This window comes from Streptomyces sp. NPDC059169 (assembly GCF_042755225.1).
Lineage (GTDB): Bacteria > Actinomycetota > Actinomycetes > Streptomycetales > Streptomycetaceae > Streptomyces.
This window is the reverse complement of record NZ_JBHZCF010000012.1, coordinates 48,278-61,970: the sequence shown is the minus strand read 5'-3', so window position 1 is coordinate 61,970 and position 13,693 is coordinate 48,278. Positions and strand designations below refer to the sequence as shown.

At 68.4% G+C, this 13,693-nt stretch carries 13 protein-coding genes and 1 pseudogene; 6 read left to right on the top strand and 8 right to left on the bottom strand.

What is annotated here, in order from left to right:
• Positions 1 to 260: 260 nt before the first annotated feature.
• The 4 genes from ACFXOM_RS22315 to ACFXOM_RS22300 all read right to left on the bottom strand — a co-directional run bounded on the left by ACFXOM_RS22315 (position 261) and on the right by ACFXOM_RS22300 (position 4,097).
• Positions 261 to 1,538: an MDR family MFS transporter gene (locus ACFXOM_RS22315; protein WP_384939929.1), complete on the bottom strand. Its 1,278-nt coding sequence runs from the start codon at positions 1,536 to 1,538 to the stop codon at positions 261 to 263.
• Between the two features lie 115 nt (positions 1,539 to 1,653).
• Entirely contained in the window at positions 1,654 to 2,925 is a 1,272-nt protein-coding gene (locus ACFXOM_RS22310) for an ATP-grasp domain-containing protein (protein ID WP_384939927.1), read from the bottom strand.
• Positions 2,926 to 2,931: 6 nt separating this feature from the next.
• Entirely contained in the window at positions 2,932 to 3,819 is an 888-nt protein-coding gene (locus ACFXOM_RS22305) for a [LysW]-aminoadipate kinase (RefSeq protein WP_384939925.1), read from the bottom strand.
• 104 nt (positions 3,820 to 3,923) lie between these two features.
• The gene (locus tag ACFXOM_RS22300; protein ID WP_361992562.1) at positions 3,924 to 4,097 is read right to left on the bottom strand and encodes a lysine biosynthesis protein LysW; all 174 of its coding nucleotides are present in this window, start codon (positions 4,095 to 4,097) and stop codon (positions 3,924 to 3,926) included.
• Between the two features lie 339 nt (positions 4,098 to 4,436).
• Here ACFXOM_RS22300 and ACFXOM_RS22295 point away from each other — a divergent pair, with 339 nt between their 5' ends.
• On the top strand, positions 4,437 to 4,637 hold the full coding sequence (locus ACFXOM_RS22295) for a hypothetical protein (RefSeq protein WP_384939923.1): 201 nt from the start codon (positions 4,437 to 4,439) through the stop codon (positions 4,635 to 4,637).
• Positions 4,638 to 4,829: 192 nt separating this feature from the next.
• Here the strand turns inward: ACFXOM_RS22295 and ACFXOM_RS22290 are convergent.
• From ACFXOM_RS22290 to ACFXOM_RS22275, 4 genes and pseudogenes are all read right to left on the bottom strand, one after another.
• Positions 4,830 to 4,977 (bottom strand): annotated as a pseudogene (locus ACFXOM_RS22290) (IS110 family transposase); the annotation flags it as partial.
• A 13-nt stretch (positions 4,978 to 4,990) separates the two neighbouring features.
• Positions 4,991 to 5,671, bottom strand: a complete 681-nt coding sequence (locus tag ACFXOM_RS22285; RefSeq protein WP_384939921.1) for a 2OG-Fe dioxygenase family protein — start codon at positions 5,669 to 5,671, stop codon at positions 4,991 to 4,993.
• A 132-nt stretch (positions 5,672 to 5,803) separates the two neighbouring features.
• A complete protein-coding gene (locus ACFXOM_RS22280) occupies positions 5,804 to 6,994 on the bottom strand; it encodes an acetyl-CoA carboxylase biotin carboxylase subunit family protein (protein WP_384939919.1) in 1,191 nt (396 codons plus the stop codon).
• 149 nt (positions 6,995 to 7,143) lie between these two features.
• Positions 7,144 to 8,442, bottom strand: coding sequence for an MFS transporter (locus tag ACFXOM_RS22275; protein WP_384939917.1), 1,299 nt, complete (start codon positions 8,440 to 8,442; stop codon positions 7,144 to 7,146).
• A gap of 295 nt (positions 8,443 to 8,737) precedes the next feature.
• On the opposite strand from ACFXOM_RS22275, the gene argC reads away from it, so the two are divergent.
• From argC to ACFXOM_RS22250, 5 genes are all read left to right on the top strand, one after another.
• Positions 8,738 to 9,766: an N-acetyl-gamma-glutamyl-phosphate reductase gene (gene argC, locus ACFXOM_RS22270; protein WP_384940021.1), complete on the top strand. Its 1,029-nt coding sequence runs from the start codon at positions 8,738 to 8,740 to the stop codon at positions 9,764 to 9,766.
• Positions 9,767 to 9,906: 140 nt separating this feature from the next.
• Complete coding sequence (cysC, locus tag ACFXOM_RS22265; RefSeq protein ID WP_384944150.1) at positions 9,907 to 10,470, top strand: adenylyl-sulfate kinase; 564 nt, start codon at positions 9,907 to 9,909, stop codon at positions 10,468 to 10,470.
• A gap of 86 nt (positions 10,471 to 10,556) precedes the next feature.
• Positions 10,557 to 11,429, top strand: a complete 873-nt coding sequence (gene cysD, locus ACFXOM_RS22260; RefSeq protein WP_384940019.1) for a sulfate adenylyltransferase subunit CysD — start codon at positions 10,557 to 10,559, stop codon at positions 11,427 to 11,429.
• A gap of 2 nt (positions 11,430 to 11,431) precedes the next feature.
• Entirely contained in the window at positions 11,432 to 12,748 is a 1,317-nt protein-coding gene (locus ACFXOM_RS22255; RefSeq protein WP_384939913.1) for a sulfate adenylyltransferase subunit 1, read from the top strand.
• Between the two features lie 175 nt (positions 12,749 to 12,923).
• Positions 12,924 to 13,619, top strand: coding sequence for an iron-containing redox enzyme family protein (locus ACFXOM_RS22250; protein ID WP_384939911.1), 696 nt, complete (start codon positions 12,924 to 12,926; stop codon positions 13,617 to 13,619).
• Positions 13,620 to 13,693 lie beyond the last annotated feature (74 nt).

The window sequence follows — 13,693 nt, the reverse complement described above, 5'->3', positions numbered from 1 at the left end:
GGGAGAACAGCGGAGGGAGCTGTAAGGGGGAGAAAGAGGAAAAAAAAGGGGGGGGGGGCAGAACAAACCGACACACAGACGCAGAGAGGAAAACCCCCCCCCCCCCCCCCGCGGCGCTTTCGTGGCACACGGCAGCGCGACCGGCAGTGGACCCGTGGCAGCGACGAGAGGGCGTACGACGCCCGTACTGCCCCCGGTGCTCTGGGGAAGCCGAAGCCGGGGTCGGCATGCCGACCCCGGCCGCGGACGCAGTGCCTCCGTCAGGTGGTGCGCCCTGGTGGTGCGCCGTCGGGCTGGGGAACGGGTTCGCTGGCGGCGGCGTCCGGGCCGCGCAGTCCCAGACTGAGCTGGGCGCACAGCAGTCCCAGCACGCCGACCAGGATCCACAGCATCCAGGGGTCGATGGCGTACACGGCAGCGCCGACGACCGGTCCCGCACCCGTGCCGAGCGCGTACGCGGCGCCGTACAGCCCCTGGTAACGCCCGACCATCCCCGGCGGAGTGAGACTCGCCAGGTGGGCCTGGACGATGGAGGAGTACGCCATCTCGCCGAACGTCCAGATCACCACCGTTGCCGCCAGCAGGGTCATGGAGGAGATGAACCCGGACAGTGCGAGACCGCCGCACGTGAGCAGGTTGGCGACGGCCAGGACGTACTCCGGCCGGTACCGCGAGATCACGCTGGTGATGGGCAGCTCCAGAAGGACCACCAGCAGACCGTTGAGTCCCATGAGAAGACCGAAGTCACGGGCGCTCAGCCCGACGTCGTCCACATGCAGGGGCAGGCCGACCGCGGTCTGGATGTAGGCGAACATGGAGAACACGGTCATCAACAGGAAGCGCACCAGGACGCGGTCGGTGAGCACCTGCCGGTACCCGACCGCCGGGTCCGCCCCCGTTTTCGCGGTGCCGGATGGGGACCGCGGCTGCGGTGCGTCGCGCAGCAGTACGGCCACGATCACGCCGAACAGCAGCAGCGTGGCAGCCTCCACCAGGAAGAGACCCGTGTAGGAGATGCTCGCCAGTACGCCGCCGAGCACGCCGCCGAGGGTGGAGCCGATGTTCTGGGCGAACCGGAGCACTCCGAAGGCGGCGAGCCGTTGCTGGGCGGACGTCACGGAGTCGACCAGCACCGCCGCCATGGCCGGCCGGTAGATCTGTGACACCAGGCCGATGAGACCGACCACGGCGATGATCGTCGGTAGCGGCCCGAGGAACGGCACGGACGCCGTCAGCCCGGAGGTGGCCAGGACGGACAGCAGGATGGCCCATCGTCTGCCGATGCTGTCGGTGAGGTGGCCACCGATGACGTTGCCGAGGACCCGGCCCAGACCGGACGCCCCCAGCACGAGCCCCGAGACCCCGGCGGAATGGCCGTGCTGGGTCACGTAGAGAACGATGAACACCGGCAGGAACGTGCCGGCCTGGAGGATCAGGTTGCCGAGACTGATGATCCAGACCTGGCGGGGCAGACCGCGCAGGGTGTCACGGAATCGCGGCTCACCGGTGCGCGCCCGGCCCCCCGTCTCCGTACTCACGCTGCCGACCCGGCGCGCACGTGGGCCGCCGCGGCCGGCAGCCGGCCAGCGGTTATGACGCTGCTGGACAAAGGTTCCTCCCTCTGGTGCGCCGCAGTCGTCTCGGCGCCCTGGTCTAGCGCGGACTGTCGGCGTAGAGGTGGTCGCGTTCGATCTCCCGGAGTCTGCGGTAGTCCACGCGAAGCTGCTCCGGATCCTCGGAGATGAGGATCACGTAGCCCGGCTGGGTGGCGACGTCGACCGTACGGGGAAGCGGGTCCCCCGCCGGATGCGTCGTGACGGCGTGGACGTAGGAGGGGAGCGCCCGGACAGCGGCCATCGCCTCGTCGGACGGAGCCACACCGTGATCGCTCGGGTTGATGAGATGCACGTACCGCAGACGTTCCAGCAACTGGTACGCGGTGGTGGGCAGTCGGTCGAACGCGTCGGGGTCCACGACGGACAGGCCCACGAGCTCGATCTGGTTGGTGCCCAGGCAGCGGCGGGCGATCTCCGGAACCTGCCCCCCGCCGAAGCGTGCGGCACACTCGACGAGCACCGGCCCCTTGGCGGTCATCATGACCTCGGTGTGGCTGGCCCAGTTCCGGACCTCCAGGGCGTCGAGCACCTGGTGGGCATAGGCTTCCACCTTCTTGGCCACGGGATCGTCCGGTGCCAGCGGCTCGTTGTAGTCGTAGATGATGTTGCCGCCGGGGAGCCGCGTCTTGTAGTACCGCCAGACTTCCACGGTGTGGTGCTTGCCGTCCCGGCTGACCGTGTTGACGAAGTACTCGTCCCCGTCCAGGAACTCCTGCGCGAGGACGACCGTGTTGGGCAAGCCGTGGCGGTCCGGAGTCGTCATGATCTTCTCGTGGACGGCACGCACCTGATCCGCGGACGAACACGCAACGACGTTGTCGGTGCCGCAGCTGGAGACCGGTTTCAGGACGACCGGATAACCGGCGGTCGTCTCGGCCCACTTGATGATCTCGTCGGCGTCGGCCGAGACGATCGTGGCCGCCGACTCGACTCCCGCGGCACGCAGGGCCAGCACCATGTCGTACTTGTTGCGGCGGGACGTCGGCCGGCTCATCCCGTTCCCGAGAGTGCCGAGTTCGGCGGCGAGCCGGTCGGTCAGCTCGACGCCCGACTCCCCGGAGGAGATGACGAAGTCCACCCCGAGCTCGCGCAGTGCAGAGGCGGTGGCCGGGACATCACCCTGGTGCCGCACATTGGCCACGAACCCCTCGGGGAACGGCAGACGGACCAGGTGGACGTCGGGGTTCGGGGACTGCACGTGCACGCACTCTATGCCCAGCCGATTCATGACGGGCAGGAGAAGGCGTCCCATCGCGAACGCGTCGACGAACGCGACGCGCTTGATGGGCGCCGAGGAACTGCTTGGCATCGTCAGCTACTTTCCCTGTGAGGCGGATACCGCGGGCGGGAGGGCTTGTCCGAGCCGGTCGTCGGATCGCGGGCTCATGGTCACGGCGGTGCCGGATCCGGCCAGGGCTCGGTTGACCGGATCGGGCACTCGACCATCCGCGATGCGGACCGACGGTACTCCGCCGGTCAGCGCCTCGCGGGCTGCGACGAGTTTGAGCGCCATGCCGCCGCCGATGCGCCGACCGGGCGCACCGGCCGCGGGTACCTCGTAGGTGCCCAGCACGCTGGTCTCGTCGGAGGGGTCGGCGAGCACCCCCGGTGCGCCGGTCAGCAATACCAGCTGGTCGGCGCCGAGCGCCGCCGCGAGCGCGGCCGCGACCCGGTCGGCGTCGACGTTCACCGGTTGACCGTGCTCGTCGATCGCGGGCGGCGAGACCACCGGCACGAAGCCGGAGCGCAGCAGGGCTTCGGGGAGCTCGGTACGCACCTCCTCGAGCCGGCCGCTGAGGTTGTCCCGAACCAAGGTCGTGCGACCGTCCACGACGGAGCGCACGACGGACTTGCGGCGGGCGCGCAGCATGCCGCCGTCCAGGCCGGTGAGGCCGACCGAGGGCACCCCGAGTCTGGACAGCTCCGCCACGATCCTCGGTTTGACCCCGCCGGCCAGCGCGAGGACGACCACCTCGAGTGTGGCCGGGTCGGTGTACCGGGTGGCCACCTTGTCCGGTGCGACAAGGGTGCGTTGCGGGACACCGAGTCTCCCGGCCAGTCGTGCGATCTCCCCGGAGCCGCCGTGCACCAGGAGGACGGACTGTCCTTCACCGGCGAGCCCGGCGACGTCGGCGCAGATGCCCGCGGCGTCGACGGACGGATTGCCGCCGCACTTGATGACCATGAGCGGTCTGGTGGTCACAGTGTCTCCACTTCGCCGGGGAATCGGATGGGATACGGGCGGGAGGCCGAGCGTCTCTGCGCTGGCCGTGGTCGAGCCCGGTAGCGCATGCCTGCGCGCGGGCGTTACTCTCCCCAGTCCTCCTCGACTTCGGGTGCCCGGGCGAGCACCATCGGACTCAGCGCCACGATCTCCAGTTCGCTTCGGCAGCCCGCACAATCGATGATCTCGTTGAGCCGCGCCGACGGGCTGACCTGCACCTCGTCCTCACATTCAGGACACGCCTGCATGGTGGGCATGGGGTGACTTCCTTTCCGTCGATTGTTCCGGCCGGGACCGCCGGTTTTTCACGTTGAAGCAAGACGGTACGGTCGCGCCGGCGTCAGGTGCGTCCCCGGTGAACGCATCCGCGGATACACGGCATGCTGACTTTTCTCTCCTGCGGCTGAGCGTGTCGCTTACCCCGGTAAACGGAACTCGCAGCCGGAAGGACCTGGGAGCAACGCCGTGCATCTCCGTCGCTACCTTTGCCGCGGACGCACACGGTGGTGATCTGCGCGTAGCTTTTCTACGCCGGCAGGACGGTCGGAGACGGTCGTTCGAGCTGATGGCCCTTGGCCCTCGTCGATGGGAGAACCATGCGTACCTCACGACTCTTCGGTTACCAGCAGCTCCACGAGGGCACGGTCCTGATCACCCGTCAGTGCCGCACCGTCCACGTCGTGCGCGGTAAGGAGCAGGTGTCCCAGCTGCTGTCGGCCCTCAACAACGAAGACGCTCAGGTCGTGCTGGCCGGCTACGCGAACGGAACCCGGGCGACCACCTCACCGGCCCGCTGAGTCAGGTCCGGACGCGTGTGTCGCGGGTCCTGACGGCAGCGCGGAACCGGGCGGTGGAGGAGGCATTCGGCATCGCTTCGCCCCTGGCCGGGAACGAGGGCCGGGGCGTCTGATGCGTCGGCACGGAGCGTGGTGCCGGTGTTGCCACCGGTCCGCTTCTCCGTGCCGCTCGCCGGACCCGGGGTTCCCGTCCTCCAGCGGGGTCGAGATCTGGGCTTCCAGGGCCCGGCGCTGTTCGTGGTGGGCGGCCGGAGAGCGGGCCCGGTGACGAAACCACGACGTCGAGTGTGCCGGCTCCGGGAACGACGACGGTCCGCGCGTCGAGCGCGTCGAAGACCTCCCGGTCCTCCTCGTCAGCAGAACTCCATGAAGAACATGTCGCGATACCCCTCCACCGCCGCCGGGGCGACCCGTACCTGAGATACGGAATGGAGGCCCGTGCGGTCGTCCAGGAATATGTAGTCTCCGGGGTCGCTGAGGGTGTGGGTCAGTACCGGTGATTCGGTGTTGTCGTACAGCGTGCTGACCCCGCCGGTGACGTCCTTCCGAGCGATCAGCATCATGACGATGTGCTTGACACCGTCCCGGTGGATTCCCTCCGGAGTCGGATTCCCGGATTCCCTCTCGGTGGCCACGATGCGGTGCTGGTGGATGTTGATCCGACGGACAGGAGCGAGAGGTTCGCCGGCGGGCGTGATCTCCGCGATGCGCGGGACGAAATGGGCCAGCAGCAGCCGGAACACGGCCGTGTCCAGCAGGGCCTGGTCCACTGGCTCGAAGCGGCGGACGATGCCGCCGTTCAGACGGTTGATCTCCTTGCTCTGGAGGAAACCGTCTTGGTCGAGCGACGCGACGGTGCCGTCGGCGACGGTGTACGAAATCACGGAGTGCTTACGGCGGCGGTAAGTGCCGCCGTCCCCCATGTACGGATCCCGTGGCAGGTCTTCCCAGAACCGCCTGAACTTGTCCCAGTCGCCGCTGTCTCGTAGCAGGTCGTGACGCGCATTGCCGAGCGTGAACTTCAGCTCATCCATTCTCTCAGTCTCCTCCGGGCCGGGGGCAGAAACGCGAGCCGCTGTGTGGCTGCGATGCCATGGACGTACGGTGCGTTGCGTGTCCGTGACGGATTCATCGCCGCGACGCATCGCGGCGACCTTTCGGGAACGTCATACGACGTGCCATTCACCGACGGCACTCAGGACATGCGCCGCGCGATCCCGCAATTCACCCAGCGAATCCGCGGTGACCGCGAAACGGAGGAAGTAGTTCTCCTTCTCCAGGTCGGTCACCTCGTAGCCGTTGACGACCACCGCCTTGATGACGCCCGGGAGTGCACACAGGTCGTCCTCCGTGGCGCTGATCTCCACCCGGCCGAGTTCGTCGGCTTCCACGTCGACCCATCCGATGATCGTCCGGTCGCGAAGCGGGCCCAGTCGGTCCAGCGTGAACTCGCCCAGTGCCATGGAGACGACCGCCTCCACCGGGTCGATCCCGCTGATCTCCTCAATCGCCGCCGGATACATGCCGCCCCCGAACCGGGGGTTGATCTCCACCAACTCCGTACGGCCGTCCTCGTCGGCCCGGCCCTCGACGTGCAGCCAGACGTGGTCGAGGCGGAGGTCGGCGCAGAGCACGTTGAGCATCTCGGTCAGGACGGGGACACCGGCACGCACGTGATCCTGTTGGGGGGGATGCACGCGAAGTCCCGCGTCGTGGTGCCTGACGTCGTCGTGATCGGGCTTCTCGACAGCCAGGACCGGATGGAAGCGGCCGTCCACGACCGGTCCGTCCACGGAGAACTCGACACCGGGCAGGTACTCCTCGATGATCATTTCCGTGTCGCCGAAGCCGCGCTCCGCCAGGTGGCGCCCGTAAGCGAGGAGTTCGGCCGGAGTGTCCACCCGGCGAACCAGCCGCGAGGCCGTGGACTCACGTGAGGGCTTGACGATGGCGGGGAAGAAATCGACCCCCGCCGGGTCGGCGCAGAAGCCGACGGAGGACAGCCCCAGCTCGCGCATGCGCTCTCGCACCAGCGTCTTGCTGGCCAGCACGTCGAGGCCCACGCCGGCGCCCGGAAGGCCGTAGTGTGCGGCCAGGCCGCGCTGCCAGAGGAGCAATGGTTCGAGCACGTTGACGACGCCGACGGGAACGATGCCGCGCGCGCCGAGCCGGGCGGTGAGCGCGGACAGGTCCTCGCTGTCCCAGTCCACCACGACGTGGTCGTCGCATGCGTCACGGAGGGGGGTGTCCGGAATCTCGGATATCAGTACCGATCGGAGTCCGCGGGCTCTTAGCCGTTCGGACGCCGGGGCCACCGCGCCGACATTCCATTTGGAGAGGACGAGTACGGATTTCACGTAGGGACCTCCAGCTTTAGTTCCAGTTCTGGCATCGAGAAACAGGGCCAGCATCGAAAATGACAGGACTGGGATCGCTTCGTGGTAATCGAGGGGCTCAACCGCGGGAGAGCCGGGTCAACACGCTTGTGACCGCGTTGCCCGCGAACTCACCTGACGTCGGTGCGGTCGCCCAGTTCTGTCGGTTCGTCAGCCGCGGTACGGGCTGCCGAGTCCGGCGGCGAAACCTTCCCCGTGCCCACGGTGCGGATGCCGGAGAACAGGGTCCCGAGGAACGCCAGGGCGCCGACCGCCGCCGACACCCACAGGGCGGGGCGCAGACCGATGCTCGAGGCGAGTGCACCGGCGCACAGCGATCCGACCGGAAGCGTGCCCCACATGACGAACCGGATCGTGGCGGTCATGCGACCCATGAGGGGGCGCGGAGTGATGCTCTGCCGCAGGCTGACCTGGTTCACGTTGAAGAGCACCACGCCGAACGACTGCACGAACAGGCCGCAGCAGATGATGACTTCAGGGGCCGACGCCGGCGCGGCGGGCGTGGCGAGCGGGCCGACGCCGTTGAGGAGCGCACCGAGTGCGATGCTCGGTCCTGTGCCCAGGCGTTGTGACAGCCTGCGGGCCACGCTGGCCCCCAGGACGACGCCGAGCGACCCGATCGCCATCAGGGTGCCCAATTTCGCGGCAGAAAAGTCCAGTTCACGCACCGTGTAGGTGGTGAAGATCGCTGCGACCATGCCATAGGAGAAGTTGAGGAGCCCCCCGACCCCGGCGAGCGGCGCCAGCAGGCGGTGGTGGCGTACGAAGGTCAGCCCCTCGCCGACCTCCCGCCACAGCACCGACCAGGTCGTCCGGTTGCCGTCCGTCGCCACCGGCTTCTCCCGCTCGGCGGAAATGCGGGACACCATGAACGCGGAGTACAGGAAGGACAGTGCGTCGGCGCCCAGCGCGACCGGGGGCCGCAACGCAGAGATCAGCCAGCCGCCCGCACTGGGGCCGATCAACTGCGACGCGGACCGCGCCAGCTCCAGCTGGGCGTTCCCTTCCGTCAGCTGATCGGCCTCGACCACGTCCGGTAGGTACGACTGGTAGGCGACGTCGAAGAACACGGTGGCGACACCCTGCCCGAACGCGACCACGTAGAGCTGGGCGAGGGTGAGCGTGTCCAGCGCGTAGGCCAGCGGGACGGTGAGCAGCAGCAGCCCGCGGAAGAGGTCGGTGCTGATCAGGACGGGCCGTCGGGGCATCCGGTCGATCCACACCCCGGCCGGTAGACCGATCAGCAGAAAGGGCACGATCTGCGCCGCGGTGAGCACACTGACTTCGAACACGCTGGCGTGGAGCACCTGGAGGGCGGCGAGCGGCAGCGCCAGGAAGCCGATCTGGCTGCCTATCTGACTGACGCCCTGCGCGGCCCGCAGCCGCCGGAAGTCAGGGTTCTGAGTCACCCTCACCTGGTCTGTCTCTCTCTCATGGCGTGATGGCAGCGCTGAGGAACACCGCATTGACTCCACGACGCACCGGAGCCGATTTCAAGGCTGGCACACGCAGCAATCACGTCAGGTAATCGGGGTGCTTAGTCGGACGACGGAATCTACGTCGGACGTCTCCTCGGTGCTGTGTTCGCTGCGGACGCGGGTGAGGCGTACGGGTTCGTAGCTTCTTCCGTATGGCCCGTCGGTTCGGACCGGAAGGAGTCGTGGTGATGCGTCGGCGTATGGCAGCGAGGAGGGTGCGGTCGTGATGCGGGTGGCGGTGGCCGGTGCGGCCGGCTATATCGGCGGGGAGTTGCTGCGGCTGCTGCTGGGACATCCCGAGGTCGAGGTGGTTGGCGCGGTCTCGTCCCGTTTCCCCGGGAAACGGGTCGACGGTGTGCATCCGAATCTGAGGTCCGCCACCGATCTGACCTTCTGTTCGGCCGACGAGGTCGGAGAGTGCGACGCGGTGTTCCTGGCGCTGCCGCACCGGGTGGCGATGACCCAGATCGAGCACTGGACGCAGCGGTCCAAGCTCGTCCTGGATCTGACCGGCGACTTCCGGCTCGACGACACCGAGGTCTTCCGGCGTTACTACGGCGAGGAGCATCAGGCCCCGCATCTGCTGGCCGATTTCGTGCCCGGCCTTCCCGAACTGCACCGCGACCGTCTGCGCACCGCGGACTTGATCAGCGTGCCCGGCTGCATGGCCGTGGCCGGCGTACTCGCCCTGTATCCCCTGGTGGCCCGAGACCTGATCGATCCGGGGCAAGGAGCCCGGTTCGACGCTCGGACCGGTTCCAGCGGCTCGGGAGCCACGGCCGGCCCGGCCAATCTCCACGCCGAACGCAGCGGTTCCATGCGCGTGTTCGCGCCCACCGGGCACCGCCACGAAGCGGAGATCTCGCGGCATCTGGGCCTGTCGGCCGAGATGACCGCCACCGGCGTCGAAGCGGTCCGCGGGGTCCAGACCATCTGCCACGCCACGCTGCGCCCCGGCGTGGACAAGCAGACCGTGCGCAGAGCCTTCCGGGAGCAGTACTCCGAGGAACCCTTCGTCCGGGTCGTCGCGCACCAACGCGGCACCTTCCGCTACCCCGACCCGAAGATCCTCCTGGGCTCCAACTATTGCGATGTCGGCTACGCGGTCGATGAGGACAGGGGGCGCCTGACCACGATCGCCGCACTGGACAACCTGGTCAAGGGCGGCGCCGGCAACGCCCTGCAGTGCCTGAACATCCGCATGGGACGGCCGGAGAACCTCGGCCTGACCTTCCCCGGTCTGCACCCCCTGTGACAGTCCGCCGACCAATGGGAGAGACCGTGACCACCCATCCGCCGACCGTCGTCACGCGACCGCACGGGGACCGGCACCACAGTGCGCATCTGCGGTGCGGGGGCGCCCACCCGGAGCGCACGCGAAAGGAAGATCCGCACATGAGCGAACCGAAAGGCGCACCGGCCGAGTGGCAGGGCGGCACGGTCTGGCTGACCGGCCTGCCGAGCGCGGGAAAGACCACCATCGCGGTGGGTCTCGCCGAACAGTTGCGCGCCGGTGGACACCGGGTCCAGGTGCTCGACGGTGACGAGGCCCGTGCCGCACTCTGCGCGGACCTGGGATTCTCGAAGGCGGACAGGGATGTCAACGTGCGGCGGATCGGCTACGTGGCCGGGCTGCTCGCCGGGCACGGCGTCACCGTGCTGGTGCCGGTCATCGCCCCCTACGCGCTGTCCCGCGCCGCGGTCCGGGACCTGCACACGGCAGGCGGCGTGCCCTTTGTCGAGGTGCATGTGGCGACCCCGGTGGAGATCTGCGCCGACCGGGACGTAAAGAGCCTCTACGCCAGGCAGGCGGCAGGTGAACTCAGCGGTCTCACGGGCGCGGACGATCCCTATGAGGTGCCGGTCGATCCCGATCTGCGGGTCCACACGCAGCACCAGACGGTCGAGGAGTCGGTCCGCCAGGTGCGGGTGCTGCTCACGAACCGGGGTCTGTCGTGACCGACCCGGCGGGGGCCGTGCCCGCCGGCCGTCCCGGAGACACCGTCCCGCGCGTGGAACCGGTGCCCCCGCTGACGCACCTCGAGATGCTGGAGGCCGAGGCCACTCACATCTTCCGCGAGGTGGCAGGGGAGTTCGACAGGTCGACGCTGCTGTTCTCCGGTGGCAAGGACTCGATCGTCATGCTGCACGCGGCGTGCAAGGCGTTCGCCCCGGCGCCGCTGCCGTTCTCCCTGCTGCACGTGGACACCGGCCACAACTTCCCCGAAGTGATCGCCTACCGCGACAGGATCGTCGAGAAGCACGGCCTTCGACTCGACGTGGCCTCCGTGCAGTCGTACATCGACGACGGAACGCTCCGCGAGCGGCCGGACGGCAGCCGCAATCCGCTGCAGACCCTCCCCCTGCTGGACGCTATCCGCAACGGTCGCTTCGGCGCCGTGTTCGGCGGCGGTCGGCGCGACGAGGAGAAGGCACGCGCCAAGGAACGGGTGTTCAGCCTGCGGGACGAGTTCGGTGCCTGGGAGCCGCGCCGCCAGCGGCCCGAACTGTGGCAGCTCTACAACGGTCACCACCTGCCCGGCGAGCACTTCCGCGTCTTCCCGCTGTCCAACTGGACCGAGCTGGACGTCTGGCAGTACATCGAGCAGGAGGGCATCGAGCTGCCGGAGATCTACTTCGCGCACTGGCGCAAGGTGTTCCGGCGCGACGGTATGTGGCTGGCGCCCGGCGACTGGGGCGGCCCCCGGGACGACGAGTCCCTGTGCGAGCGCCGGGTTCGGTACCGCACGGTCGGTGACATGTCCTGCACCGGCGCGATCGACTCGTCCGCCTCGACGGTGGCAGAGGTCATCGCGGAGATCTCCGCCAGCCGGGTGACCGAGCGCGGCGCGAGCAGGGCCGATGACCGGCTGTCCGAGGCAGCCATGGAGGACCGCAAGCGAGAAGGGTACTTTTAGACATGTCAACGGGTGTCGCGGAAGCGGCAGATCAGGCCGGCACCACCGGCCGCCTCGCGGGCGGCCTGCTGCGGCTGGCCACCTGCGGGTCGGTCGACGACGGCAAGTCCACCTTGGTGGGGCGGCTGTTGTACGACACCAAGTCCGTCCTCGCCGACCAGGCGGCGGCCATCGAGGAGGTGTCCCGCAGACGGGGTCAGGACGGTCCCGACCTGGCTCTGCTCACCGACGGTCTGCGGGCGGAACGGGAACAGGGCATCACCATCGACGTGGCCTACCGCTATTTCGCGACGCCGGCGCGGCGGTTCATCCTCGCCGACACCCCCGGCCATGCGCAGTACACGCGCAATATGGTCACCGGCGCTTCCACCGCCGACCTGGCGGTGATCCTGGTCGACGCGCGCAACGGCGTCGTCGCGCAGACGATGCGGCACGGCGCGATCGCGGCACTGCTGCGGGTGCCGCACGTCGTGCTGGCGGTCAACAAGATGGACACCGTCGGTTACCGGCAGTCCGCCTTCACCGCGATCGCGCGCGAGTTCGCCCAGCGGTCGCGCGAGTTGGGCCTGGCGGATGTCACCGCCATTCCGATGTCCGCGCTGACCGGTGACAACGTGGTCGAACCGTCGACCAGGATGGACTGGTACGACGGCGCCACACTGTTGTCCCACCTGGAGAACGTGCCGGTCGCAGCGGATCCGGTCGGCAAGCCGCTGCGCATGCCGGTGCAGTACGTGATCCGGCACTCCTCGGAGCCCCGGCAGGTGGTGGAGCGTTGGCCGGCCGGACAACTCGTCTCCGGCGTCCTCAGGGTTGGCGACCGCGTCGTCGTGCAACCCTCCGGGGAGACCAGCACGATCGTCGGTCTCAGCGTGCTCGGCAAGGAGACCGGCAGCGTGCGGGCACCACAGTCGGCGGCCGTTCGGCTCGCCGACGAGATCGACATCTCCCGGGGCGACATGCTGACCGCGGGCCCCGCTCCCCAGTTGCTGCGGGACATCACCGCCCACGTGTGCCATCTGCACGACCGCCCGCTGCGGGAGCGACAGCGTGTGCTGCTCAAGCACACAACCCGGACGGTCCATGCGGTGGTGGAGCGGATCCACTACAGCATGGACGTCACCGACGCCCGCCGGCTGCCCTGCGACGACGGTCTGTCCGCCAACGAGATCGGCGGTGTACGCATCCGCACCGCCGAACACCTTGCTGTCGACGACTACGTGGAGAACAGACGAACCGGTTCGTTCCTGCTCGTCGACCCGCAGGACGGATCGACGCTCGCCGCCGGCATGGTCGACGCGCGAGCGGGAGACCGGTAATCCCGCTGGGGCCGCCTTCACCATGCGCACGCGGCGTCACGTAGTCGTCATGGCTACACCGGATAGGTCTGGCGTCTCTGTCTCAGTCCCACCGGTGTCCCAATACTGGTGCTCGGCACAGCGGAATTCACGTCACCGTCGCAGTGAAGTCATTGAGCAGAAGGAGACGAACATCATGACAGTCGAAATCGTGGAATCGATATCCGATCGACTCGCCGGTAACGAGGTGCACCGCTCCTTCGCCGACCACGAGTTCTTCAAGCAGGTACACGGCCGCGCGCTGTCGCACGAGCACGTGGGAATCTTCCTCGGCCAGTGGTGGCACCCGCTGCACTACTTCCCGACCTTCCTCGCGCGCTGTATCTCGGCGTTGCCCGACATCGAGTCCAAGAGCGCGATCACACGGATCCTGTCGCAGGAGGTCGGTGTTCGGTCGGCCAAGGCTGCCCACGAGGTGATCTATGCCGACAGTATGGAGAAGGCGGGCTACGACCGCCGGACGGTGACCGGCTCAGCGCCGTTCGCGGAGACCGCCGCGCTGCTGGCCCGGTACGAGAAGTGCTCGACGGACCGGTGTTCCGCCCTCGGCGGCATCTATGCCACCGAGGTCACGGACCTGCTGATGGTCTCCGCGATCGGCGAGGCGGTCAAGCGGGAGTCCGGCAGGGAGCGCAACGCGTGGGTCGACATCCATGTCACCCAGGAACCCGACCACGTCGACCAGGCGACCAACGCCCTGTTCTCGGGACTCACCCCGGAGGAGGAGCGGCAGGTCCTCGACTCCGCCGAGGAGATGTGGCGTCACTGGACCGCGTTCTTCGACCGGCTGGCCATCGAGACCGGGATGATCGCGCCTTCCGAACGATCCTAGGGAAACGGACGCCCACAGCGTCGCTGCGGTCCGGGCCGGCCCCTTGACCGGCCGGCGGCGGCTCCAGGCAGGCA